We start from the raw sequence: 22,239 nt of genomic DNA, 5'->3' as shown, positions 1-22,239 counted from the left end.
CGCCATCTGGCCCTACACGCCGCCGCCATAAACGGCTAGTTTGGCCCTATGAATCAGCACGCCAAGCTCAGGATCGGCCATTCGGCCTGTCCGCATGATTGCCCTTCGACCTGCGCGCTCGAGGTCGAGCTGCTCGACAGCAAGCGCATCGGCCGCGTCTATGGCGCAAAGGCCAACACGTATACGTCAGGCGTCATCTGCGCCAAGGTCGCCCGCTATGCCGACCGCGTCCATCACCCCGACCGCTTGTTGAAGCCACTGATCCGCGCCGGCGCCAAAGGCGAGGGCGCCTGGAAGGAAGCGAGCTGGGAGGCCGCACTCGACTTCGTCGCCGAAAAATTCATTGCGGCCGAGGCAAAACACGGCTCGCAGACGGTCTGGCCCTATTACTATGCCGGCACGATGGGACTGGTGCAGCGCGACGGCATCGAGCGGCTGCGCCACGCCAAGAAATATTCCGGCTTCTTCGGTTCTATCTGCACCAATCTGGCTTGGACCGGCTGGATGATGGGCGCCGGCGCGTTGCGCGGTCCCGACCCGCGCGAGATGGCCAAGTCCGACTGCGTGGTGATCTGGGGCACCAATGCCGTGGCCACCCAGGTCAACGTCATGACCCACGCGATCAAGGCGCGCAAGGAACGCGGCGCCAAAATCGTCGTCATCGACGTCTACGAGAATGCGACGATGAAGCAGGCCGATCTCGGCCTGGTGCTGAAGCCCGGTACCGACGGCGCGCTGGCCTGCGCGGTGATGCATGTGCTGTTCCGAGACGGCATGGCCGACCGCGCCTATTTGGAAAAATACACCGACGACCCGCACGGTCTGGAAGCGCATCTTCGGACTAGGACGCCGCAATGGGCGGCTGATATTACCGGGCTTTCCCTCGACGAGATCGAGGCCTTTGCCCGTCTCGTCGGCACGACGAAGAAAACCTATTTCCGCCTCGGCTACGGCTTCTCGCGCCAGCGCAACGGCTCGGTCAACATGCATGCCGCAGCCTCGATCGCCGCGGTCACCGGCTGCTGGCAATATGAGGGCGGCGGCGCCTTCCATTCCAATTCGGGTATCTTCAAGCTGAACCAGGAACTGCTGGAAGGCGCGCGGATGCGCGACCCCGCGATCCGCTATCTCGACCATTCACGCATCGGCCCGGTGCTGACCGGGGCGGCGGATGCGCTCTATGGCGGCCCGCCGGTGACGGCGCTGCTGATCCAGAACACCAATCCGGTTAATGTCGCGCCGGAGCAGCGGCTGGTGAAGCAGGGCTTTTTACGCGACGACCTGTTTTCCTGCGTGCACGAGCAGTTCATGACCGACACCGCAAATCTCGCCGATGTCGTGCTGCCGGCGACGATGTTCCTCGAGCATGACGATGTCTACAAGGGCGGCGGCAACCAGCACATCACGCTCGGTCCGAAGCTGATCGACCCGCCGGAAGGGCCGCGCACCAACCATTTCGTCATCGAGGAACTCGGCAAGCGGCTCGGTGTTGGCGACAGGCCTGGCTTTGGCATGACCGAGCAGCAGCATATCGACATCATTTTGGGCAAACGCGGGCTCGGCAGTTTTTCGAGCCTCAAGGAAGAAAAGTGGCTCGATTTGCAGCCGGATTTCGAGGCGGCGCATTTTATTGACGGCTTCGGCCACGCGGACGGAAAATTCCGCTTCCGCGCCGACTGGACCGGGCAGGCGGCGCCCAACCGGCCGCCGAAAAGCATGGGCCTGTTCGGGCCGGTGGCAAGCCTGCCGGAATTCCCCGACCACGTCGACCTGATCGAGGTGGCGGATGCGGCGCATCCGTTCCGGCTGACCACCTCGCCGGCGCGCAATTTCCTCAACTCGACTTTTTCGGAGACGCCGGTGTCGAAGGCCAAGGAGGGCCGGCCGGAACTGCTATTGCATCCGGACGATGCGGCAGCCTATCGGCTGGCCAATGGCGACCGCGTCGAGATCGGCAATGCGCGGGGCGAAGTCGTGCTGCACGCAAGATTGTTCGACGGCATCAGGCGCGGCGTCGTAATCGCCGAAGGTATCTGGCCGAACAGCGCCCACGAGCGCGGCGAGGGCATCAACGTCCTGACCGGCGCCGACGCGCCGGCGCCTTATGGCGGTGCTGCGTTCCACGACAATAAGGTCTGGCTGCGCGCGGCGAAGTGAGCGTCGGAACTACATCCACATGCTGCTGATCCTGCTGATGGCCTGGATCCTGAAACTGTCGACTCCCGGTCTTCTAACCGAAGGTGTCCGCATCGGCTTCGTCGGTCGGTGCGCGAGGCCGTCACCAGCGCCGCCCTGAGGCCTATTCCTGGCGTGGTCATCGCCGTGCTGGTCGCCGCACTCTATGCCTGCCTGCTGGTCATCGCGTTCCTGGGTGCTCGCGACGATGGCGAACTCTCCTTTGGTGACGTGCACGTCTAGAGCAGCAAGGCAAAGCCGGTAGATCTGCGAATTACATTTGTGCATCAGCGGAAATCGAACCGATCGGTTCGTTTCCTGTTGACGCGCCGTGCAGGACGGTGTGAACGCCGGCTCAGCAAATACCGTGCACCCGCGGCAGGAAAATTCGCCTAACACATTGAAAAAGATGTCAAAGATTGTGGCGAAGGAAGCCTTTTGGCGGATTTCAAGCACCCGATTCACGGCATGGCCGGAACATCTTTGTGATTGGAAACCGCCCCAATGCCAACCCACCTCGGGGTAGTCCGAGCGACGCGAAATCCTCCCAAGGCACGCCACGAGACGGACACAACACTGAAAAATATGAAATACTGGAGTACCTGAAATGACCAAGATTGCTCTTACCGCTGCCGCCATCCTCATTGCCGCAGGCAGCGCCTTTGCCGGCAGCGACCACTATGGTTCGGACGGCGTCAACCAGCCGGCAGCGCCCGCTGGCAATGCGCCTGTTGGAAATGTCGACGACACGTTCACGGGTTCGATCGGCAAGCTGCTCCCGACCGAGCATAACGCTGTCAACACCAATGCGACACCCGAGTCCGGCACGGCCCAGTCCGTCGTGCCTCAATCAGGCCGGGGCAACTGGGGCCGCTAAGCCCTCAAGCTCCGGAACGCAAAGTGCGGCGGGCCTTGGCCCGCCGTTTTGCTTCTGCCTATCAAGAAGTCTCAGCCTAAGCACCCGCCCCGTTTTTTGCACGCGCATAGGACGCTGCAGCATTTAATTTTGCGCATGATCCTTTCCGAACCGAAGGACAGCGCAGCAAAAAATCAATTTCGATTTTCGGGCCCATGCGCTAGCGCAGATCCTTCGGCCAAACGCAGTGCGTCAGCCGGGCATCGCCGAGGGCCAGCCGTGCCCAGTCACCGTCGAAAACGAAGCGGGCCAGAGCTGCGGTCGGGAATTTTTCTTCAAGCTTTTTGAGTGCCGCGGCATCCGATCCGGCGCCGGCCAGCCGGCGTGCGAATTCCTCCAGGCCGGGATTATGACCGAGAACCAAGAGGCTGCTCGTTGCCGCATTTGCCTGCCGCACCTTGGCGAGAACGTCTGCCGCGCTGGCCTCGTAGAGCGCCTGAACAAATTTGGCCGGCGTTTTCGCCGGCAGTTCCGCCGAGACCAGCCGCCATGTGTCGCGGCTGCGCAGCGCCGGCGACACCAGCGCCAGGTCCGGCAGCCAGCCCTGCCTGGCCAGTTCGCGCCCGGCCAGCGGGGCGGCCTTCACCCCGCGCCCGGAAAGCGGCCGGTCGAAGTCGATAAGGTCAGGATCGTCCCAGCTCGATTTGGCATGACGCAGAAGAAGGAGTTGCTTCGTTGTCGCCATGCCAGCCTTCTCCTGCTCAGGGCGTGATGCGCGCCAGATGCTCGAGGTCGGTCTCCTCGCGCAGCGGATCGGGTGCCATGACCACGGAGGAGCTGTTGTCGGCATCCTCGGCGAAGTGGGCAAGCACGGTACGGCCGCCCTCCATCCGCGCCTTGCCTTCGGCGACCAGCCCGAGCGCCAGCGGATAAAGCCGGTGCTCGGCCTTCAGCACGCGCGCGGCGAGCATGTCCTCATTGTCGCCGACCATCACCGGCACGGCGGCCTGGGCGATGATCGGGCCGTCATCCATGTCCAGGGTGACGAAATGCACCGTGCACCCATGGATGCGGATGCCCGCGCGGATGGCTCGCGCATGCGTATCCAGCCCCTTGAAGGCCGGCAACAGGGCAGGGTGGATGTTGATCATCCGTCCCAGCCACTTCTCGACGAAGCGCGCGCCGAGGATGCGCATGTAACCGGCCAGCGCCACGATCTCGGCGCCGAACGAGACAAGTGCGGCGTCGATCGCCCCGTCATGCGCTTCCTTGCTGGTATAGTCGGCTCGCGAAATCACCTTGGTGGCGATGCCGCGCGCCGCGGCGATACCGAGACCGGCGGCATTGGCCCGGTCGGAAATGACGCCGACGATCTCGGCCGGATAGTCCAGGTTGCTGGCCGCGGCGATCAGCGCCGTCATGTTGGAGCCGCGTCCCGAAATCAGCACCACGGTGCGTTTGCGCGCGTTCATAGGCCGATCGAGCCCCGATAGATCACGCCGGCGTCGCGGCGCGGCACGATGCGGCCGATCGGCGTCACGCTCTCACCGGCCTCCTGCAGGACGGCCGCGACCTGTGCCGCCTGGCCGGAGGCGACGGCGAGGATCATGCCGACACCGCAGTTGAAAGTGCGCATCATCTCTGCGGGCGCCACGCCGCCGGTCTTCGCCAGCCACGAGAATACCGCCGGCACCTCGATGGCATCGAGATCGAGCTCAGCGGAAAAATCTTTCGGCAGGACGCGCGGGATGTTTTCAGGAAAGCCGCCGCCGGTGATGTGGGCCAGCGCCTTGATGCCATGCGTGTTACGGATCGCCTTGAGGATCGACTTGACGTAGATGCGGGTCGGCTCGAGCAGCGCCTCGGCCAGCGTCGCTTCATCGTTGAAGGGCGCTGGATCGGTCCACGCAAGGCCGCTGGTGGCGACGATGCGGCGGACCAGCGAAAAGCCATTTGAATGCACGCCCGAGGAGGCCAGCCCCAACAGCACGTCGCCCTCGACGATGTCGTCGGTCGGCAGCAACTGGCCGCGTTCGGCCGCGCCCACGGCAAAGCCGGCAAGGTCGTAGTCGTTGCCGTGATACATGCCGGGCATTTCCGCCGTCTCGCCGCCGATCAGCGCGCATCCGGCCTGCCGGCAGCCCTCGGCGATGCCGCCGACGATCGAAGCACCCTGGTCTGGATCGAGCTTGCCGGTAGCGAAATAGTCGAGGAAGAACAATGGCTCGGCGCCCTGCACGACAATATCGTTGACGCACATCGCGACGAGGTCGATGCCGATCGTGTCGTGCTTGCCCGCATCGATGGCGATCTTCAGCTTGGTGCCGACGCCGTCATTGGCGGCGACCAGCACCGGGTCGGTGAAGCCGGCGGCCTTGAGGTCGAACAGGCCGCCAAAGCCGCCGATCTCGCCATCGGCGCCCGGCCGACGCGTCGCGCGCACCAGCGGCTTGATCTTCTCGACCATGAGATTGCCGGCATCGATGTCGACACCCGCCTCGGCATAGGTGAGCCCGTTCTTGCGCTTGCTCATTTTCCGGCGCCTGCTCATCGCTGTTTCGTTTGCTTGAGGGCTCTTCGCATGAACGGTTTTGCCCCGCAAGGCAAGGCCGATGGCGGTGTTCAATTAGACCGGCCGAACCGGGCTCCATACGCTCCAGCAGTAGAAAGAAATGCCCGCCAGCGCAGCGGCCAGGGCACCGACGGTCGCTAAAGACCTGACCTCGCCGCTCGGGAGGACTCCGTAGGAGAAACCGGCGGCGATCAAACTTGCCGCCACACTCCAGACACCTGGGTTTACGTCGACTGACCGCCCGAAAACGAACGCCACGGCGGCAGCCACTAACCAGAGAGGCCAAGACACGAGAAGGCCGACGACCAGTTGAAGAACGAAACTGGTCAAATGATCATGCATCGCCGAGTCGCGGTGTGGAGTCGTTAAAGATGCGAAAGCCAGGAGGCTTTCTGTCACTCCGGCCAAATAGCAAAGTGTGACACGCAGGGCGATTGTAATTCTCTGTACCATCGACATTCGCTAGCTTCTTTTTCGGTTTGGAGTGGAGCAGGTGAGCGAGCAGAGAGCGTCGCCACTTGCCGTAGCCTCTCATCTCCATCATGTATCATCAAAACAGAAGCGACGGGATATGCGTTTGACCATCCCCAACATGATCACGATCATGCGTTTCGTGCTGGTGCCGGGCGTGGTGCTGGCCATGCTGCAGGCGCGCTGGGACTGGGCTTTCGCCGGCTTCCTGATCGCCGGCATTTCCGACGGCGTCGACGGCTTCATCGCCCGCCACTTCAATCAGTTTTCGCAGCTTGGCGCCTATCTCGATCCGATGGCCGACAAATTGCTGCTGGTCTCGGTGTTCGTGGTGCTGGGCTTCATTGGTGAATTGCCGCTGTGGCTGGTCATCACCATGGTGTCGCGCGATGCGCTGATCGTCTGCGCCGTCGTTTTGTCCACCGTCATGGCCCACCCGGTCGAGATGAAGCCGCTCTTCGTGTCGAAAGCCAACACTGCCATCCAGATCGGGCTGGCGGCGGTGGTGCTGGGCGAGCTGGCCCTCGCCATCGATCTCGACCCGCTCAGGCCGACGCTCATATTGCTGTCCGGGGTCTTGACCGTGGCTTCGGCCGCGGCCTATCTCGTGGCTTGGCTGAGGCATATGAGCGGCTATGGCGAAGGCTCCACACCGGGCACCTGACCAGGACATCGACGCGGCTGCCGAGGCTGCGGCTGCCGATGCTGCCGCGTCTGGCGTGTTTCGGCGCCAAATCCGCTTCTGGCTGATCAGCGCCGTCATCCTCGCGATCTTCCTCTATGTCTTCAGCGGCATCCTGCTGCCGTTCGTCGCCGGCATGGTGCTCGCCTACTTCCTCGACCCGGTCGCAGACCGGCTGCAGCGGCTCGGCCTGTCCAGGCTGATGGCGACGATTGTCATCCTGTTTGCCTTCATCGTCGTTCTGGTACTGGCCTTCGTCATCCTGATTCCGGTGCTGGCTTCGCAGATGGCCGATTTCGCCAGCAAGCTGCCGGAATACCTGACCCGCCTGCAGACCCTGATCACCAGCTTCGATCCGAGATGGCTGGAAGAGAATTTCGGAGTCGACGCCAATGGCCTGCGCGAAGGGTTGAATTCGCTGCTGACCTCCGGCTTCGGTCTTTTGACCACGGTGTTCACCTCGATCTGGAGCTCCGGCGTGGCGCTGGTATCGGTGGTCAGCCTGTTCGTCGTCACGCCCGTCGTCGCCTTCTACATGCTGCTCGACTGGGACCGCATGGTGGCGATTGTCGACAGCTGGGTGCCGCGCGACTATGTCCAGACCGTCAGGGCAATCGCCAACGACATCAACACCGCCACCGCCGGCTTTGTGCGCGGCCAGGGCACGCTGTGCCTGGTACTGGGCGCCATGTACGCCACCGGGCTGACCTTGACCGGCCTGAATTTCGGCATCCTCATCGGCCTGTTCGCCGGGCTGATCTCTTTTATTCCCTATGTCGGCTCGCTGACCGGGTTGGTGCTGGCCGTCGGCGTCGCCTTCGTCCAGTTCTGGCCGGACTGGACCATGGTCGCGGCGGTGGCCGGCGTGTTCTTCGTCGGCCAGTTTATCGAGGGCAACATCCTGCAGCCGAGGCTGGTCGGCAAAAGCGTCGGCCTGCATCCGGTGTGGCTGATGTTTTCGCTGTTTGCCTTCGGCGCGCTGTTCGGCTTCGTCGGCTTGCTGATCGCCGTGCCGGCCTCGGCCGCCGTTGCCGTTCTGGTGCGCTTTGCCATTTCCCGCTATCTCGATTCGCCGCTCTACAAGGGCCACAATACCGAACCTGTCCCGCCGCTGCCGGCGCGTCGCCGCGGGAGCGGTGGGCCGCGCAGTTGAGCCAGATGCCGGACCACAACAAGATCGACCCGCCGCGCCAGTTGCCGCTCGATCTCGGCCACGGCACCGGCTATTCGCGCGATGAGCTCGTCGTCTCCGGCACCAACCGCCAGGCGGTGGCGCTGGTCGACCGCTGGCCGGACTGGCCGTCGCCGGTGGTCGTGCTCGCCGGTCCGGCGGGCTCTGGAAAAACCCACCTGGCCTCCATCTGGCGCGCCCGCGCCGGCGCAGTGAAGATCGACGCCGGGCGGATCGGCGACTGCATGGCGAGCCTCGGCGCGCGGCCGGCCCTGATCGACGATGCCGATGCCGGTCCGGTCGATGAAGAGGGGCTGTTCCATCTGATCAACGCAGTGCGCGGGGCCGGCTCGACCTTGCTCTTCACCGCGCGGCGCTTTCCGTCCGCCTGGGGCGTCAGACTTCCGGACCTCGCTTCGCGGCTGAAGGCGGCGGCAACGGTCGAGATCCACGAGCCCGACGATCACTTGCTGGCCGGCGTCATCACCAAACTGTTCGCCGACCGCCAGGTCGAGGTCGAGCCGCATGTCGTGCAATATCTGGTGCGCCGCATCGAACGCTCGCTGGCAACCGCGATGCGGGTGGTCGAGCGGCTGGATCGCACGGCACTGGAGCGCAAGACGCCGATCACTAGGGCGCTGGCCGCCGAAACCGTCAGCGCCATGGATGAGGGGCAGGGCGAGTTCGAGATCTGATACGACAGGCTCAGGCGGTGTCCCATTTCGGGAAATCAGTGCTGGCATCCATTTTGCAAGGTCAGCCTTGCCGGCTAACCCCGGTCCTGATGCGTATCAAATCAGGTTGTAGGCTCGCCGGGAGATGAGGCGGTTGGGGTTCTCTTCCCGGCGAGCTTGCCTTCAAAGAGGGGTCGCCAGTCGCGCGTATACGGCACTGGCAACCGCGCCCACGGATAATCGCAATCCCGCTCCGCCTTTGGCTGTTGTAATGGACCGTTGAATGGTCTATTTTCACTGCAAATATGGACCAGAGGATGGTCCATAGAGGAGGCGCGATGCAGGTATCCGTTACAGACGCCAAGGGACAGCTGACCGAGTTGGTGCGTCGTGCCGAGGCAGGTGACGAGATCATTCTGACCCGCCACGGTCATGCGGCCGTGCGCCTGGTTCCGGTCAAGGCAGTGCCGGACAGGAAAAGCCGTCGGGCATTGCTGGAGGCGATGCGCGCATCCGGCGCCGCCAGGGCGAAGGTTGGGCCATCTGCCGCGCGAAGCCAGGATTTTCTTTACGGCGACGATGGCCTGCCTGAATGATGGTGGTCGATACCTCGGCGCTGATGGCGATCGTTCTTGACGAGCCGGAGGCTGATGTCTGCATCGCGGCGCTCGAGGCCGAAGACGTCATTCTGATTTCCGCCGGCACCGTGGCCGAAGCGCTGATCGTCGCGGCGCGGCGCAATGTCGGCGAAGAGCTGTCCGGCCTGATCGACGGGCTTGGTTTCGAAATTGTGGCAGTGACGCCGGCCTCTGCGCGTCGCATCGCCGAGGCCTACGCAAAATGGGGTAAGGGAATTCGCCCGGCCGCGCTCAATTTCGGTGACTGCTTCGCCTATGAGGTGGCCAAGGAACATGCCTGCCGCCTGCTTTATGTCGGCGACGATTTTTCAAGGACCGATATCGAAAGCGCTCTCTAAGGAAGGACGCAAGCAGACGATAGGCGCGATCCTGTTTGCCGCCCATTCGCGTCGTCCGGCCGTCCCGGTCGAGACTCGTCACACCGCAACCGCCACCGCTCAGCTTTCGCCGGGCAGGGCCGCTCGTTACACGCCAAAACGCCTGCGGTAATCGCCCGGCACCAGGCCGGTTATCCTGGCGAACACTTTGCGGAAGGAGCCGGGATCGTCATAGCCGACATCCCAGGCGATCTGGTCGATGGATCGGGTCGTCGTTTCCAGCATCTCACGCGCCTTGCCGACGCGCAGGTGCTGGCAATACTCGGTCGGCTTGAGGCCGGTGGCGTTGCGAAAGCGGCGCAAAAAAGTCCGCTCCTCCAAGGCCGCATGCTCCGCCATGGTGGCAAGCGTCACATCGCGCGCGCCTCTCGCCTGGAGCCAGTGCTGCACCTTGAGGATGGCCGCGTCGCCATGGTTCAGCCTGGGAGCAAACGGGCTGTAGAAGCGTTGCTCGCGTCCCGGCGGGTCCACAAGCATGAAACGGGCCGTCTCTATCATGACGGTCGACCCAAGCACCCGGTCGACGAGTTTCAGGCCGAGATCGGTCCAGGCCATATAGCCGCCGGCGGTGATGATGTCGCCATCGTCGATGACCAGCTTGTCGGCATCGAGTAGGATGTCGGGAAAGCGTATCGCCAGCGCGTCGCGATAGGCCCAATGCGTGGTCGCAACACGACCCGACAGCAGGCCGGTCTCGGCCAGCACGAAGGCGCCGGCGCAGACCGAGCCGAGCGTCGCGCCCGCCGCATGGCGGGCCCTGAGCCAGTCGGCATAGGGCGCGGCCGCCTCGCTTGGAATCGGATCACCCAGCGTCGGAGGCAAGATGACCATGGCAGGTCCATGGCCAGGGCGGGGCTCGCTGTCGAAGGTGGGGATGACCGTTTGACTCGCCTCTTGCCACTGCCAATGTGTGACGCGAAGCCTCAGCGCATCCGGCGACCGTTCGGAAGCCAGCCGGTTGGCCAGCTGAAAGAGATCGGTGAGGCCCAGTACTGCCGCTTCCTGAACGCCGGGATACACCAGAAGCCCGATTTCGACCGGATCATGCGCCGCAATCATCTGTCAGTTTTGCCATGTTCAATGTCTGTTTTGCCAATCCTCACCATGACTCCGTTGCGATAGCTTTGTCCACAGAAGGACCAACCTTCCCCCAACCAATTCAGCCACCTGCATCAAGGAGTAAGAGGATGAGCACATTCACCACCAAGGACGGCACCGAGATTTTCTACAAGGATTGGGGCACAGGCCAGCCAATCGTGTTCCATCACGGCTGGCCGCTCAGCGCCGATGACTGGGACAACCAGATGCTGTTCTTCCTCGACAAGGGCTATCGCGTGATCGCGCATGACCGTCGTGGGCACGGCCGCTCGACACAGACGGCGACCGGCAACGAGATGGAGACCTACGCCGCCGATGTCGCGGCTCTGGTCGCTCACCTTGATCTCAAGAACGCCGTCCATATCGGCCACTCGACCGGCGGCGGCGAGGTGGCGCGTTACGTTGCCCGCTACGGTGGGGAAGGACGCGTCGCCAAGGCGGTGCTGATCGGCGCGGTGCCGCCGATCATGCTCAAGACCGACAGCAACCCCGGCGGCCTGCCGATCGAGGTCTTCGACGGCTTCCGTGCCGCTTTGGTCGCCAACCGCGCCCAGTTCTACAGGGATGTGCCGGCTGGCCCGTTCTACGGCTTCAATCGCGAGGGCGCCAAGGTCTCGCAAGGGGCTGTCGATAATTGGTGGCGCCAGGGCATGATGGGCGGAGCCAAGGCCCATTACGACTGCATCGAGGCTTTTTCCGAGACCGACTTTACGGAGGACCTGAAGAAGATCGACGTGCCTGTCCTGATCATGCACGGCGATGACGATCAGATCGTGCCGATTGCCGACTCCGCTCTGCTTGCAGCCGAGCTGGTGAAACACGGCACGCTCAAGGTCTACAAGGGCCTTCCGCACGGCATGTGCACCACCCACCCGGAGATCATCAATCCGGATCTCCTGGCGTTCATCCAAAGCTGACGCTTCGCAGCTTCAGGCGGGCACGCGCGGAAATACGGGCTGCCCGTCGGTCGCTGGGTGCTTCGTCGGCCGCAGATGCTGTCCGGCGCAGGTGCGCCGGCAGCACGGCTGCTGCTCGTCGCGGTGAATTAATGGTCGGAGTGGAGAGATTCGAACTCCCGACCCTCTGGTCCCAAACCAGATGCGCTACCAGGCTGCGCTACACTCCGAGTCCTTGCGGGCTATAGGGTTCCAGGCTTTGGAAGGCAACCCCCGAAACGACAAAAACGGAACGAACGCCATAGAGTGGCAGGGAGTTGCACGAAAAGTCCCCAAAAGTCCCACGGCTGTTCATCGCGCTCCTCATGGATAGAAAAATGAAGTAGCCGCGCCTTGTCGCCCTCCGGCGCTAGCGAGGCTCGCGTTCAACTAGCTCGGCGGCGCGTCAACCGGCGGCGGTGCTTGGAACATCAATCGCTTCGCCAGCAAGGAAGCTGCCTGAATTGAGCGATCCTCAGCCCGTCACCAACGATACCGCCTCAGAATTCTGCAATCTTGTGCTCATCGAAATCCGCGCGACCGACAACCTGGAAAAGGCTTAGCTAGCCAATTGCAACGCCCCTCGGGCGGCCAATAGCTTGTGCTTTTCGAAGATCGCCAGCTTCTGCGGATAAGTGACCCGCACCTTGGCGTTGCACCCGCCACATCTGAAGTGCTCGATCGTCCTTAGCGCAGAGCCCTTCCTTACCGCCGGATGCGAGCAATCCGGACATTCGAATGTGAGCGCAACATCAGACAAGTCTTCGGCTAAGCCCAATTTCCATCCACCCGCAAGCGCTGTGGCTACACTCTGGCCAGTCTCGATTAGCAATTCAGATGTAGCAATTCAGATGCCAATCCCATTGTGCCAAAGCGAGACGAGAACGATTTGCTTCGGGATTCGCCAAGCGCCTTGGGCGCCCGGCACAACGTGCTCGTCAACGGCTCCCGCTGCTGATTACCGCGGCCCGAGTCCTTGCGGGCTATAGGTTCCGGGCTTGGCTGCGCGACCCTAAGAGACGAAAACGGAACGGCAGGGTCTTTTGCCGTGAACCGTCGCGCGGTCACCGTCGGTGGCCCGCCGTGTCGAAGGGTACGGCAGGCATCGGCCTTGCCGCCGGCGGCATTGCGCGGTAATGACGGGAATACAGCGGCGGTGCCGCTTGCCCGTAGCAACGAGGTGTCCATGTCCGCACGCATTTTCAGCCCAGCCAGAACCGCGATGCAGTCCGGCAAGGCCAAGACCGGCCACTGGGTGCTGGAATTCGATCCCGAGATGCGCAAGAAAATCGATCCGCTGATGGGCTACACCACTTCGGGTGACACGCGGAGCCAGATCAGGCTCACCTTCGACACCCGGGAAGAGGCGGTGGCCTATGCCGAGAAAGAGGGGCTGGCCTTCCGTGTCGAGGAGCCGAAAGAATCCAAGCGCCGCCAGATTTCCTATGCGGAGAATTTCCGCTATGACCGCAGGACGCCCTGGACGCATTGACCGGCAATGCCGGGCAGCCGTCCCAGCGCATGATTCAGCCGGCCCTTGGCGTCGGCCCAGCGGTCCCGTAGCTCAGCTGGATAGAGCACCGGCCTTCTAAGCCGATGGTCACAGGTTCGAATCCTGTCGGGATCGCCAGCATTTTCAGGGGTCCATTCTGGACACATAGGTTACATTTTATACCGGACACATAGGTAACACTTTGATCTTCTTGCCATTGTAGCAGATGCGCCCGCAGGTGGTGACGGTGACCGCCTTCCCATGGGAACCGATACCCTTGATCGCTCGGCCAGTTCCGATTGCGTCGTGTCTAAAGGCTCGGGCGGCGGCGCTCTGAATTCACGATGATGCACGTTCATGCAACCACCGCCATGTCTTTGCGTTTAACCGCCTTCAATCCTGCGGAGCGACAAAAATGACGGCGTTCATCCCGATTACAATCTACCTGAATCACAGGCCGATGGTGGTCGCGTCGATAGCCGACGCTGCGAAAGCGCTTCAGCAACCATGGCCATTCATGGACAAGCCGTCCCGACTTGAAGCAATCCGAATGATCGAGGAATGCCTGGCCGGACATTGCAGTCACCAGGCTGCGTTCGCCGCTTTCGAGGCGGCTGCAACTGCACAGGGACTGCTTAAGCAGAAGCCTCCAAGCGAAGGCCTCAAGAAATTCGACGGGGTTGCTGAAGATCTGATGTGAGGTCGTCCTCGCCCGCTCGCCGATCTTCCGCTAGGGCGCATCTCGGGTCTGCGATTCTGCAACGGGGTGCGGTTTTTTTGTGTATGATAATGCTGCACGAACAAAATCTCTGGGCGAAGGGGGTTTGTCATGCCGCTTCGTGGAAGAGCAGAGGATTCGGGTGTTTTCAACCCGTCAGAGCTGGCGCTACTTGGCCGCGTGTTCGATCGTTTGAAGATTGACGGCCAATCGGAACAACAGCGCGAGTCGCTCGCGTCCCGAATTATTGCCAATTACATGGCGGGAGTGGTGGACGAGGAAGAACTTCTGTCGGCTTCGAAACAAGCTCTGGGGCGGTAGGCCGGGTAAAGCAAGCTAACCGAGTTGATGCTCCCAACCGCCGGTTGGTAGACGAGACGCAGCCGGCGCGCGTAGGATTTCCTACGATCCGGGCACACCCACCCCCGCCCACCCTGTGCCTGGTGAACGACTGATCTCCCGCCGTGCCGAAAGGTGCGGCGGGCTTTTTGACTTCCGTACGGAACAGCCGACTCGGGGAGGGCCTTCGGCTTCTGCCGCATCTCCTGTGAACCAAGCTGCGAGATCGGTGTCCCCTTCCGATCAAGACCGGGGTGAAGCACTTGCGCGGCAAGGACGATCTTCGGCACGCTCGCTTCCAAGGCTTTGGGAAGACTAGGTGCGACGCGACTGTTTTCGCTCGTTAAAAATGAGTTTGGACTCTGATCCTGACAGGATTATGAATTATCCGGGCGCCGTTGCCGGGAGGTCAGCGCACATCGTGCTCCTGCCCGTCAAGGAGGAGGACATGAGAAAGCCTCTAGCGCTCATCTTTGAGGACGAGCCGATGATCGTCATCGATATCGAGACGTCACTCAGAGAGGCTGGCTTTGCGGTGGCCTCAGAGCCAAGTTGCAATCGTGCACGATAAATTTTTGTTGAGCCTGACGTCGTCATCCTGGACGTGCTCTTGCAGGACTGCATCAGCTCTTCGGTTGCTGAAGAACTCGTGGCCCGTAATATCCCTTTTGTAATTTATAGTGCCACGGAAATCGAGGGCCGCGGTGAGGCCTTCAAGGCCGGCACTTTTGTCGCGAAACCTGCGGACGAATCCGTGCTTGTAGCTTTGGCGGATTCCATGGCTAGGGCATCCACGGCTGCGAGAACGCTTCGAGAAAGTCGAGAGACGGGTGAGTGCTCTAAAATCCGGTGTCAGAAACTCAAAACCGCGCGACCGGCTACACCGAAGGCATAATAACCGCGACGAACCGCGCTGTACCCCGGCATGACGCTCCACATCAGGCATCTCCGTGGCGAGGAAGAGCTGCGCCCGCCTCGGTGCTGGGCTCCAGCGGCGAGGACGCCTCAGTCGCGCTCGCTCGGACCACCCGCCAAATCGAGGAGTGGCGGGTGGTCCTTTATCAGCGCAGGAAGGGACTTAGCTGCGCAGATCTCAATTTCGTTCTTCGGTTCAATCGTCAAAGTCCGATTGTGCCCTAGCTAACGACCATTCCAATCGCCAGGAACGCGATGGAGACGGCGAAGACCGGAGCGAGCAACCAGCGGGCTTGGTGGACGCTATTCTCCATGGACTCCTCCCGTGAACTCACAGCGAGCAACTACTACGAGCAACCGCAGTTCCGGGTGGCGCAATGTCAGGGGCTATTACGCGAAAACAGGTGAGACTTAGGTCCTGTCTCCTATCAGACCGAAGCCCAGGTAAGGAACGTTTGCAGCTGCCCGAGGTTTGGTGAGGCTGGCGCGAAGACGCGTTCAGCGGAACATAGCTCGTATAGAGGAGGCACTTATGAGAATTCGTCTTTCCACTGCAGCCGCGGGGTTTCTGCTGCTGGCAGGTATCGGCGCCGCTGCCGCTCAGGACGTTGTTATCGCGCCTGAACAGGAGACGGTCATCAGAGAGTATGTGAAGAAGCAGCCGCTCGCCTCAGTGAAAATCCCTGGAGTGGAGCTCAATATCGGCTCAACCCTGCCCGAGACGGTCGAGCTTCATGAAGTTCCTGACACCGAATACCGCTACGTGGTCGTCGACAACCGGACCGTTGTCGTTGACCCTGGCACACGCAAGATCATCAAAATCATCGAATGACCAAAGCGACTGGGAGGACAGCCCGCCGTGCCGAAAGGTGCGGTGGGAAGCCAGCAAGGGAGGAATGTGATTATTATGTCGAACCGTGAGATTGGAGCGTCCCAGGCGCTGCGAATGCGCGTGGCCGACCTCAGCGAGAGGATGCGCGGCGCCCGGATTACCGAGGATGAACTGAAGATCTTTGGAAAAGTCGCAGCCGTCATGGAGGACGGAAAGGGCAGAATCGATGCCGACGATTTGATTGCCGCATCCTTCGTCGTGGAGACGCTGGACTAACAAGCCGCCTCAAAACTCTCCACAATGTGAAGTGCTGCAATGTCTCTCTCTCCCAGCCTGTTCTCTGTTGGCCTGACTTTCCACTGCCCGCAGTGCAACTTCACCGTCATCAAGAACGGCAGCTGGTTTCAGGTCGTTTCCCATTACAAGTGCGACGGATGCGGACGCGAAATCCGGATTACCTATCCCGACAAGATTGCGATCTTCCAGAAGCACGCGCACTTGGTCACGCCGCCCCCGGGAGCACGGTAGAGACGTGTGAGCTCGAATTGCCGGGGTCATGGTGACCTAGATAAACCAGGTCGCTACCAGCCCTAAAGAGGCGGAAAAGATTGCGATCGTAGTAGTCCATCCCAGAGCGTTGGTTGAGCGGCTGTTGACCTTGTCTCCCATGATCCGCGGGCTGTTCGTCATTAGCATGATAAGAAGAAGCAGCGGCGGCGTGGAAAAGCCCTGCACGATGCCGGACCAGACAAGCGCCTTCATCGGGTTGAAACCCAGGAAATTCAGGCCGACAGCAATCAGCGTGAAGGCGCCGATCGCGATATAGAACTTTGGCGCCTCACGCGGCTTGGCATGGAGACTGTGCTTCCATCCAACTGCCTGCGCCAGATCGTATGCCGCACCTGTCGTCATGACCGGAACGGCAAGGAACCCGACCCCGATCACGCCGGCAGCGAACAGTACGCCAGCGGCTGCACCAGCGAGCGGCTTGAGAGCTTCGGCTGCTTGAGCGGCGGTCTCTACGTCGTGCTCGCCGGCTTCATAGAGCGTAGACCCTGTCGACAGGATGATGAAGTACATGATGAGATTGGAAAAGATCATGCCGATCAGGATATCGCGGCGGGAGCGGCGCAGTTCACCGTCCGTGGCACCCTTGCGCTCCTTCAGCGTCGTTCTCCCCTCGGCAATCTCTTCCTCCACCTCCTCATTCGACTGCCAGGTGTAGAGGTACGCTGAAAGGGTGGTGCCGATGATGGCCACCAGGATGGACAGGAACTCGCGGCTGAACTCGATCTTCGGAACAAGGGTGCCCCACAGCACGGCTGCCGCATCCGGCTTCGCCATGATGGCTGACCCGACATAGGCAAGCAGGGCCAGCGCGAGCCAGCGAAAGATGTTACGAATGAGCGTGTAGGAGCCCCAAAGCTGGAGAGCAAAGATCGCGGCCGCGACTACGATGACAATGAGGGGGATCGGAACAGGAAGGAAGATGTTGATGGATGCAGCCATGCCGCCGAGATCGGCGGCTGCTTCGATCGTGTTGCCGATCAGCACGCCCACAAGAACAGCCCAGAGCAGCCACCGTGGGTAGAAGTCCTTGATCGCATGAAAGAGGCCGCGGCCCGAAACCTGTCCAAGCTTCGACGAGAGATACACGACAGTGTACATCATCGGCAGCGTTACAGGAGCGGTCCAAAGCAGGTCTGGGCCAAAGCGCGCGCCGGCACTCGCATAGGTACCGATGGCCGAGCAGTCGTCGTCAGCAGCGCCGGTGATAAGGCCGAGTCCAAGTGCTCGTCCGATGCCGTCTTTCTTGTCTTCCTGTGGTGAAGTGGCGTTAGGATCGCGCTGCGTCATTACGGCCACGCCGCGCTAAGAGAGTAAGGCGCAAGCACGACCGAAACGTCGAGAACAATTACCCAATAGATGTACCGCAGCACGGGAGTGGAACTCATTCCGGCAAACCTCTATCGCCGTTTCAACTCCGCAATCGGCTGCTTGTTCCAGCGTCAGCCGGGTGTTCAGCGCTCGCCTTGCCATGCCGAAGGCGCGTTCTTCGCTTTGCTGGTCGGCCGGCCCAAAGGTGGGGACAGTCTCTATCCTCGCCATGATCGAGCCACGATTTCAATGAGCCTGGGCTTCTTCTAAACCTTCATCTTCGACGGAAGCATACCCAGCGTTTTACGAGAAACTCTGCTGGTGTGATTGTCTGGATGAGTTGGCCGATGGTGCGCCAGTCTCTTCGATGGTTCGACGCTGTGCGCGTCGCATCAATGTTTGATATTGCCAAGGCTTGCCCGATCGGATTGAGCTCAGGTGAGTATGGCGGCAGGAATCACAGCTTGCGCCTGCTACCCTATGGCGGGGCAGGGCGGATCTGAACGGGGCTTTCCCACGAATGACATTGATGGGTGCGGCGGCACTGCTGATCCTGATCCTGACCTATGCCGGCGTTGCCATCGGCAGGATCCCCGGCTTGCGCCTTGACCGGGCAGGCATTGCGCTGCTCGGCGGTGCGGCGATGATCGCCATCGGCGCGCTCAGCCTGGAGGACGCCTACCGCGCCATCAATTTCGACACCATCACGCTGCTGCTCGGCATGATGATCGTCGTCGCGCATCTCAAGGTATCGGGCGCCTTTCGCGCACTCGGCGCCGTTGCCATCGAGCACGCACATGCGCCGTTTATGCTGCTGGTGATGGTGACGCTGCTGACCGGCGTCCTGTCAGCGTTCCTGGTCAACGACGCGATCTGCCTGGTCATGGCGCCGATCGTCGTCCACGTCACCCGGGTCATCAACCGCAACCCAATTCCATATCTGATCGCCACCGCCACGGCGTCGAATTGCGGCAGCGTCGCCACCATCACCGGAAACCCGCAGAACATGGTCATCGGCGCGCTGTCGGGGATTTCCTATCCGGCCTTCTCGGCGGCCCTGGCGCCGGTCGCGCTGTTTGGCCTCGTCGCCGTCGTCGTCATCGTGCGCATCGTCTATCGCGCCGAATTTGCGCGCAAGACCGAGCTCAGCCCCGAGGTCTATCGCGGCCGCATGCTGCCGGGACAGGTGCTCAAGGCCGTGGTCGTCTGCATCGGACTGGCAATCGCCTTCTTCGCCGGCGTTCCGGTTGCCAAGGCCGCACTGATCGGCGGCGCCATCCTTCTTGTGACCCGCGCCATCAAGCCGGCGCGCATCTACCGCGAGATAGACGGGCCGCTGCTGTTCATGTTCGCCGGCCTTTTCATCGTCGTCGCCGGCGCCGAGAAGGCGCTTCTCACCCCCGAGATCATCGCCTCGGCAAAGGACCTGGGACTGGACGATGTCTGGCGGCTGTCCGGCTTCACTGCAGTGCTGTCCAACATCATGAGCAACGTTCCGGCCGTGCTTGCGCTGCGGCCATTCATACCCGGCCTGGAGAACCCCGAGCGCGCCTGGCTGGTCGTCGCCATGAGCTCGACTCTGGCCGGCAATTTTACGCAGCTCGGCTCGATTGCCAATTTGATTGTCGCTGAGCAGGCGCGCGCCGCCGGCAAGGCGCTGTCTTTCGGAGCCTTCTTCAGGGTCGGACTGCCGCTGACGCTGATCACGCTGTTTGCTGGGACTGCGTGGCTGGCGCTTGGGTTTTAGGCCGCCGGCGCAGCAGGCAAGGGCGGTTTCAAGTGCAAGCAAGCCTCCGGACTATCTGGCGTGAGTGGGCCAAAAGGCCCAGATCAGCAAAGCTGCCAAAGCCAGCCAGAGCGCCACGATAAAGAACATTCCCGTCCTGCTTTGCGGACGTGTTTCGAGCGCGGCAGCCTGCGCTCGAAACTCGTCCATCAGCGGCGGCGGAACAAGCCTTATGGCCAGGATTACGCCGAGCGGTACGATGATCAGGTCGTCAAGATAGCCGAGCACCGGAACGAAATCCGGGATCAGGTCGATTGGGGAAAGCGCATAGGCGGCCACCATCCCCGCCACGAGTTTCGCGGACCAGGGCACCCGAGGATCGCGTGCGGCGAACCACAGGGCGACGACATCAAGCTTGATGTCGCGCGCCCGGCTCTTTGCCGCTTCCAGCCATGCTTTCATAGGGTTACTTTAGCACAGATTGTCGTCCACCTGCATTCGAGCGGCGGTCGCTGGTCGTAGAAAGACTGGACCGCACCGTCCGTGGCGCGTCCCAAAGGATGCCCGGTGCTCTATCGCTCCGACGATTAGGTGCTGCTCGCCGGCTTCGAAACATAAGCGTCGGGAAAGTCCTGCGAGGCGACATCGTCGGCGAGGCTCCTCAGCTTTTCGGCCGCGGCCGCCCCCAAAATCGCCTCGAAGCGCCGGTTGGCCTCGACCGACACGACATATGCCTGCTGGTATCGCTTTTCCGAGTGGCGTCAGCACAGCATGTTTCGTTCGCCGGTCGTGGGCATCCTGGGGGACCTCTACCAGACCGCGCGCTGTGGGAAGCCTACGACGCTGCCCGCGCCACCCTGTTCGCCGCGACGCAGACCGGCGAGCCGGCGCCTCGCTACCAGGCGGCTCGATGCCGCCCGACCGCCCTGCGCGTGCAGGGCGGTCTCTGCTGGCCTGGCTAGGGCGACGTCACCGTCATTTGGCCTTTCATGTTGGGGTGGAAGCGGCAGAAATAGTCGAACGAACCTGCCCTCTTCAGCGTCAGGTTCGCCGATGTCTTCGGCGGGATCATCACCTCCCAGCCGCCTGTGACGGTCGCCGTGTGGGCGAACACGTCTTTGTTGACCCACTCGATCGTGTCGCCGACCTTCGCCTCGATGCTTGCGGGCGAAAACACCAGCTTCTCGATCATCACCTCAATCGTTTCGGCCTTGGCGGATGCGGCAGCAATAGTTAGCGCCATTGCAATCCACAGATGCCGTTTCGACATCGTCGATGCTGTACTCATTTCAGCATGCCGGCGACATGTTCGGCATGCTGTTCATGGCCCTGGAATAGCTTCAGGCCGGTCTCCAGCAGGCTCTTCAGTTCGGCATTCTCGGCCGAGGGGATCAGCAGGGTTTCGAGCGCGCCGTTGACCTGCTTGTGATAGGCGACCTCGTTGTCAACATAGGCCTTGTCGAACGCGGCGCCGTCGAGCTTGGCGAGCTTCGCCCGTTCCTCGTCCGCCGCCTTGGTCAGCGCCTTGCTGGTGGCGTTGTCCTCTGGCGTCACGTTGAGCTTCTTGACCAGGTCAAGCGCTTGTTTGTTTACGGCTTCATGGTCTCGCACCATGTCTTTGGCGAAGTCGAGAATCTCCTTGTTTTTCGATTTCTTCAGCGCTTGCATGGCCGCCTCGACGTCAAGCACGCCGGCTGTGTAAGCGATGTGGGCGATCTGCGGGTCGCTCGGCTTATCGGAGGCTTGCGCCAACGTTGCTGTGCTGAGCAGGAAAAGCGCTGCCAGTGCGGTGGTCGATCGAATAAACATGACGTTCTCCTTCGCCGGATGCGAATGGCTCCGGGCATTTCCAGTTGACGATGATTGGATGCCGGGCGGGGGCAAACGTTCCCGGGAATTTGGGAAAAATCAGTCTGTAAAGCCAAGCCGCTGCATCACCGCGGCGGTCAGCCGTTCACACCGGCGGCCGGCGAAGGGGAAGGCATCGAGCAGCACCGGGCCGATCTGATCGTCCAGGGCCTTGCGGACGAGGGCGCGGGCGCGGTGCAGCCGGGTCTTGACGGTTTCGGGCCGCACATCAAGCAATTCTGCGGTCTCGTCTATGCTGAGACCCTCGATCACCCGCGCCACGAATACTGTCCGGTAGACATCGGGAAGGCGATCGGTCGCCCGTTCGACAAGCTCGAGGATCTGCCGTTGCGCCATCGTCCGCTCCGGATCGTCGCTGGGATTAAGGGGAAACTTGATGATTTCGGCTTGTAGACTTTGCGGCATCGCTACCGTTCGCCGCCTTTTGCGCAAACGCCCAAGCGCCTCATTGATGACGATGCGCGACAGCCATGTGGCGAGAGAGGATTCGCCGCGAAAATCCCCGAGCTGGGCAAAGGCCCTGACATAGGCCTCCTGCACGATGTCCTCAGCCTCGCTGTCGTTGCGGACGACGCTGCGGGCGATACGATAGAGCCGCTGGTTGTGCGTCTTGATAATCGTGCGGAAGGCTCCGCCCTCGCGTGCCAGGGCGCGGCCGACAAGCTGCATCTCGCCAGATGCGGCGGGCATGACGGTCGCAGCCGTGAGCGGTTTCCTCATTGAGCCAATCTCCTGACCGGAAGCAAATCCTCCGATCGAAACATTGGACGGGCTAACCGAGAAAAGGTTCCCGAACATTTTTCCCGGCGGCCCGACTACGC

At 61.8% G+C, this 22,239-nt stretch carries 26 protein-coding genes, 2 tRNA genes and 1 pseudogene; 17 read left to right on the top strand and 12 right to left on the bottom strand.

The window, feature by feature from the left end; all coding sequences use genetic code 11:
• Positions 1-48: 48 nt before the first annotated feature.
• The 3 genes from ACWTU8_RS26260 (at position 49) to ACWTU8_RS26250 (ending at position 3,052) form a co-directional block, all read left to right on the top strand.
• On the top strand, positions 49-2,157 hold the full coding sequence (locus tag ACWTU8_RS26260; protein WP_455850442.1) for a molybdopterin-containing oxidoreductase family protein: 2,109 nt from the start codon (positions 49-51) through the stop codon (positions 2,155-2,157).
• 108 nt (positions 2,158-2,265) lie between these two features.
• Positions 2,266-2,418 (top strand): hypothetical protein, encoded by a 153-nt coding sequence (locus ACWTU8_RS26255; protein WP_455850441.1) that lies wholly within the window; start codon positions 2,266-2,268, stop codon positions 2,416-2,418.
• Between the two features lie 364 nt (positions 2,419-2,782).
• Positions 2,783-3,052, top strand: coding sequence for a DUF680 domain-containing protein (locus ACWTU8_RS26250; RefSeq protein ID WP_455850440.1), 270 nt, complete (start codon positions 2,783-2,785; stop codon positions 3,050-3,052).
• Positions 3,053-3,251: 199 nt separating this feature from the next.
• Here ACWTU8_RS26250 and ACWTU8_RS26245 read toward each other — a convergent pair whose 3' ends face one another.
• The 3 genes from ACWTU8_RS26245 to purM are packed head-to-tail and all read right to left on the bottom strand — an operon-like array spanning position 3,252 to position 5,564.
• Entirely contained in the window at positions 3,252-3,776 is a 525-nt protein-coding gene (locus ACWTU8_RS26245) for a SixA phosphatase family protein (protein WP_029354299.1), read from the bottom strand.
• A 16-nt stretch (positions 3,777-3,792) separates the two neighbouring features.
• Positions 3,793-4,503, bottom strand: coding sequence for a phosphoribosylglycinamide formyltransferase (gene purN, locus ACWTU8_RS26240; protein WP_455850439.1), 711 nt, complete (start codon positions 4,501-4,503; stop codon positions 3,793-3,795).
• A complete protein-coding gene (gene purM / locus ACWTU8_RS26235; RefSeq protein WP_455850438.1) occupies positions 4,500-5,564 on the bottom strand; it encodes a phosphoribosylformylglycinamidine cyclo-ligase in 1,065 nt (354 codons plus the stop codon). The genes purN and purM overlap by 4 nt, the downstream gene beginning before the upstream one ends.
• Before the next feature lie 616 nt (positions 5,565-6,180).
• Between purM and ACWTU8_RS26230 the strand changes: the two genes are divergently transcribed.
• The 5 genes from ACWTU8_RS26230 to ACWTU8_RS26210 all read left to right on the top strand — a co-directional run bounded on the left by ACWTU8_RS26230 (position 6,181) and on the right by ACWTU8_RS26210 (position 9,577).
• Entirely contained in the window at positions 6,181-6,738 is a 558-nt protein-coding gene (locus tag ACWTU8_RS26230; RefSeq protein WP_455850526.1) for a CDP-alcohol phosphatidyltransferase family protein, read from the top strand.
• Positions 6,710-7,909 (top strand): AI-2E family transporter, encoded by a 1,200-nt coding sequence (locus tag ACWTU8_RS26225; RefSeq protein ID WP_455850437.1) that lies wholly within the window; start codon positions 6,710-6,712, stop codon positions 7,907-7,909. Before ACWTU8_RS26230 ends, ACWTU8_RS26225 begins: the two co-directional genes overlap by 29 nt.
• A gap of 5 nt (positions 7,910-7,914) precedes the next feature.
• Positions 7,915-8,622 carry a DnaA regulatory inactivator HdaA gene (hdaA, locus tag ACWTU8_RS26220; protein ID WP_455850525.1) on the top strand — a complete coding sequence of 236 codons (708 nt, stop codon included), beginning with the start codon at positions 7,915-7,917 and terminating at the stop codon, positions 8,620-8,622.
• 317 nt (positions 8,623-8,939) lie between these two features.
• The gene (locus ACWTU8_RS26215) at positions 8,940-9,197 is read left to right on the top strand and encodes a type II toxin-antitoxin system Phd/YefM family antitoxin (RefSeq protein WP_029354283.1); all 258 of its coding nucleotides are present in this window, start codon (positions 8,940-8,942) and stop codon (positions 9,195-9,197) included.
• On the top strand, positions 9,194-9,577 hold the full coding sequence (locus ACWTU8_RS26210) for a type II toxin-antitoxin system VapC family toxin (RefSeq protein ID WP_455850436.1): 384 nt from the start codon (positions 9,194-9,196) through the stop codon (positions 9,575-9,577). Before ACWTU8_RS26215 ends, ACWTU8_RS26210 begins: the two co-directional genes overlap by 4 nt.
• A gap of 126 nt (positions 9,578-9,703) precedes the next feature.
• Here the strand turns inward: ACWTU8_RS26210 and ACWTU8_RS26205 are convergent, their stop codons facing one another.
• Entirely contained in the window at positions 9,704-10,675 is a 972-nt protein-coding gene (locus ACWTU8_RS26205) for a GlxA family transcriptional regulator (protein ID WP_455850435.1), read from the bottom strand.
• A 128-nt stretch (positions 10,676-10,803) separates the two neighbouring features.
• Between ACWTU8_RS26205 and ACWTU8_RS26200 the strand changes: the two genes are divergently transcribed.
• On the top strand, positions 10,804-11,631 hold the full coding sequence (locus ACWTU8_RS26200) for an alpha/beta fold hydrolase (protein WP_455850434.1): 828 nt from the start codon (positions 10,804-10,806) through the stop codon (positions 11,629-11,631).
• Positions 11,632-11,763: 132 nt separating this feature from the next.
• Here the strand turns inward: ACWTU8_RS26200 and ACWTU8_RS26195 are convergent.
• Positions 11,764-11,840: transfer RNA gene (locus ACWTU8_RS26195), tRNA-Pro, on the bottom strand.
• Between the two features lie 995 nt (positions 11,841-12,835).
• Here ACWTU8_RS26195 and ACWTU8_RS26190 point away from each other — a divergent pair.
• From ACWTU8_RS26190 to ACWTU8_RS26165, 6 genes are all read left to right on the top strand, one after another.
• The gene (locus ACWTU8_RS26190; protein ID WP_455850433.1) at positions 12,836-13,141 is read left to right on the top strand and encodes an ETC complex I subunit; all 306 of its coding nucleotides are present in this window, start codon (positions 12,836-12,838) and stop codon (positions 13,139-13,141) included.
• 61 nt (positions 13,142-13,202) lie between these two features.
• Positions 13,203-13,279, top strand: a tRNA-Arg gene (locus ACWTU8_RS26185).
• 277 nt (positions 13,280-13,556) lie between these two features.
• Positions 13,557-13,841, top strand: coding sequence for a DUF982 domain-containing protein (locus ACWTU8_RS26180; protein ID WP_065009013.1), 285 nt, complete (start codon positions 13,557-13,559; stop codon positions 13,839-13,841).
• 129 nt (positions 13,842-13,970) lie between these two features.
• Entirely contained in the window at positions 13,971-14,180 is a 210-nt protein-coding gene (locus tag ACWTU8_RS26175) for a hypothetical protein (RefSeq protein ID WP_029354275.1), read from the top strand.
• Positions 14,181-15,645: 1,465 nt separating this feature from the next.
• Complete coding sequence (locus ACWTU8_RS26170; RefSeq protein ID WP_455850432.1) at positions 15,646-15,945, top strand: DUF1236 domain-containing protein; 300 nt, start codon at positions 15,646-15,648, stop codon at positions 15,943-15,945.
• Positions 15,946-16,020: 75 nt separating this feature from the next.
• Complete coding sequence (locus tag ACWTU8_RS26165; protein ID WP_455850524.1) at positions 16,021-16,221, top strand: hypothetical protein; 201 nt, start codon at positions 16,021-16,023, stop codon at positions 16,219-16,221.
• Between the two features lie 288 nt (positions 16,222-16,509).
• Here the strand turns inward: ACWTU8_RS26165 and ACWTU8_RS26160 are convergent, their stop codons facing one another.
• Positions 16,510-17,802 carry an Nramp family divalent metal transporter gene (locus ACWTU8_RS26160; RefSeq protein ID WP_455850431.1) on the bottom strand — a complete coding sequence of 431 codons (1,293 nt, stop codon included), beginning with the start codon at positions 17,800-17,802 and terminating at the stop codon, positions 16,510-16,512.
• 87 nt (positions 17,803-17,889) lie between these two features.
• Here ACWTU8_RS26160 and ACWTU8_RS26155 point away from each other — a divergent pair, with 87 nt between their 5' ends.
• Positions 17,890-18,093, top strand: coding sequence for a hypothetical protein (locus tag ACWTU8_RS26155; RefSeq protein ID WP_455850430.1), 204 nt, complete (start codon positions 17,890-17,892; stop codon positions 18,091-18,093).
• A gap of 4 nt (positions 18,094-18,097) precedes the next feature.
• Here ACWTU8_RS26155 and ACWTU8_RS26150 read toward each other — a convergent pair.
• A pseudogene (locus ACWTU8_RS26150) lies at positions 18,098-18,280 on the bottom strand (hypothetical protein); the annotation flags it as partial.
• Between the two features lie 63 nt (positions 18,281-18,343).
• Between ACWTU8_RS26150 and ACWTU8_RS26145 the strand changes: the two are divergent.
• The gene (locus ACWTU8_RS26145; RefSeq protein ID WP_455850429.1) at positions 18,344-19,570 is read left to right on the top strand and encodes an anion transporter; all 1,227 of its coding nucleotides are present in this window, start codon (positions 18,344-18,346) and stop codon (positions 19,568-19,570) included.
• Between the two features lie 51 nt (positions 19,571-19,621).
• On the opposite strand, the gene ACWTU8_RS26140 is transcribed toward ACWTU8_RS26145, so the two are convergent.
• From ACWTU8_RS26140 to ACWTU8_RS26120, 5 genes are all read right to left on the bottom strand, one after another.
• A complete protein-coding gene (locus ACWTU8_RS26140; RefSeq protein WP_029354264.1) occupies positions 19,622-20,011 on the bottom strand; it encodes a YkvA family protein in 390 nt (129 codons plus the stop codon).
• 125 nt (positions 20,012-20,136) lie between these two features.
• Positions 20,137-20,274, bottom strand: a complete 138-nt coding sequence (locus ACWTU8_RS26135) for a hypothetical protein (protein WP_455850428.1) — start codon at positions 20,272-20,274, stop codon at positions 20,137-20,139.
• A gap of 233 nt (positions 20,275-20,507) precedes the next feature.
• Complete coding sequence (locus ACWTU8_RS26130; RefSeq protein WP_455850427.1) at positions 20,508-20,837, bottom strand: cupredoxin domain-containing protein; 330 nt, start codon at positions 20,835-20,837, stop codon at positions 20,508-20,510.
• Entirely contained in the window at positions 20,834-21,358 is a 525-nt protein-coding gene (locus ACWTU8_RS26125) for a DUF4142 domain-containing protein (RefSeq protein WP_029354260.1), read from the bottom strand. The genes ACWTU8_RS26130 and ACWTU8_RS26125 overlap by 4 nt, the downstream gene beginning before the upstream one ends.
• A gap of 99 nt (positions 21,359-21,457) precedes the next feature.
• A complete protein-coding gene (locus ACWTU8_RS26120; protein WP_065008988.1) occupies positions 21,458-22,138 on the bottom strand; it encodes an RNA polymerase sigma factor in 681 nt (226 codons plus the stop codon).
• Positions 22,139-22,239 lie beyond the last annotated feature (101 nt).

The organism is Mesorhizobium sp. BHbdii, assembly GCF_053848045.1.
Note: the sequence above shows the minus strand (reverse complement) of the source record. Positions and strands in the feature narration are given on the sequence as shown.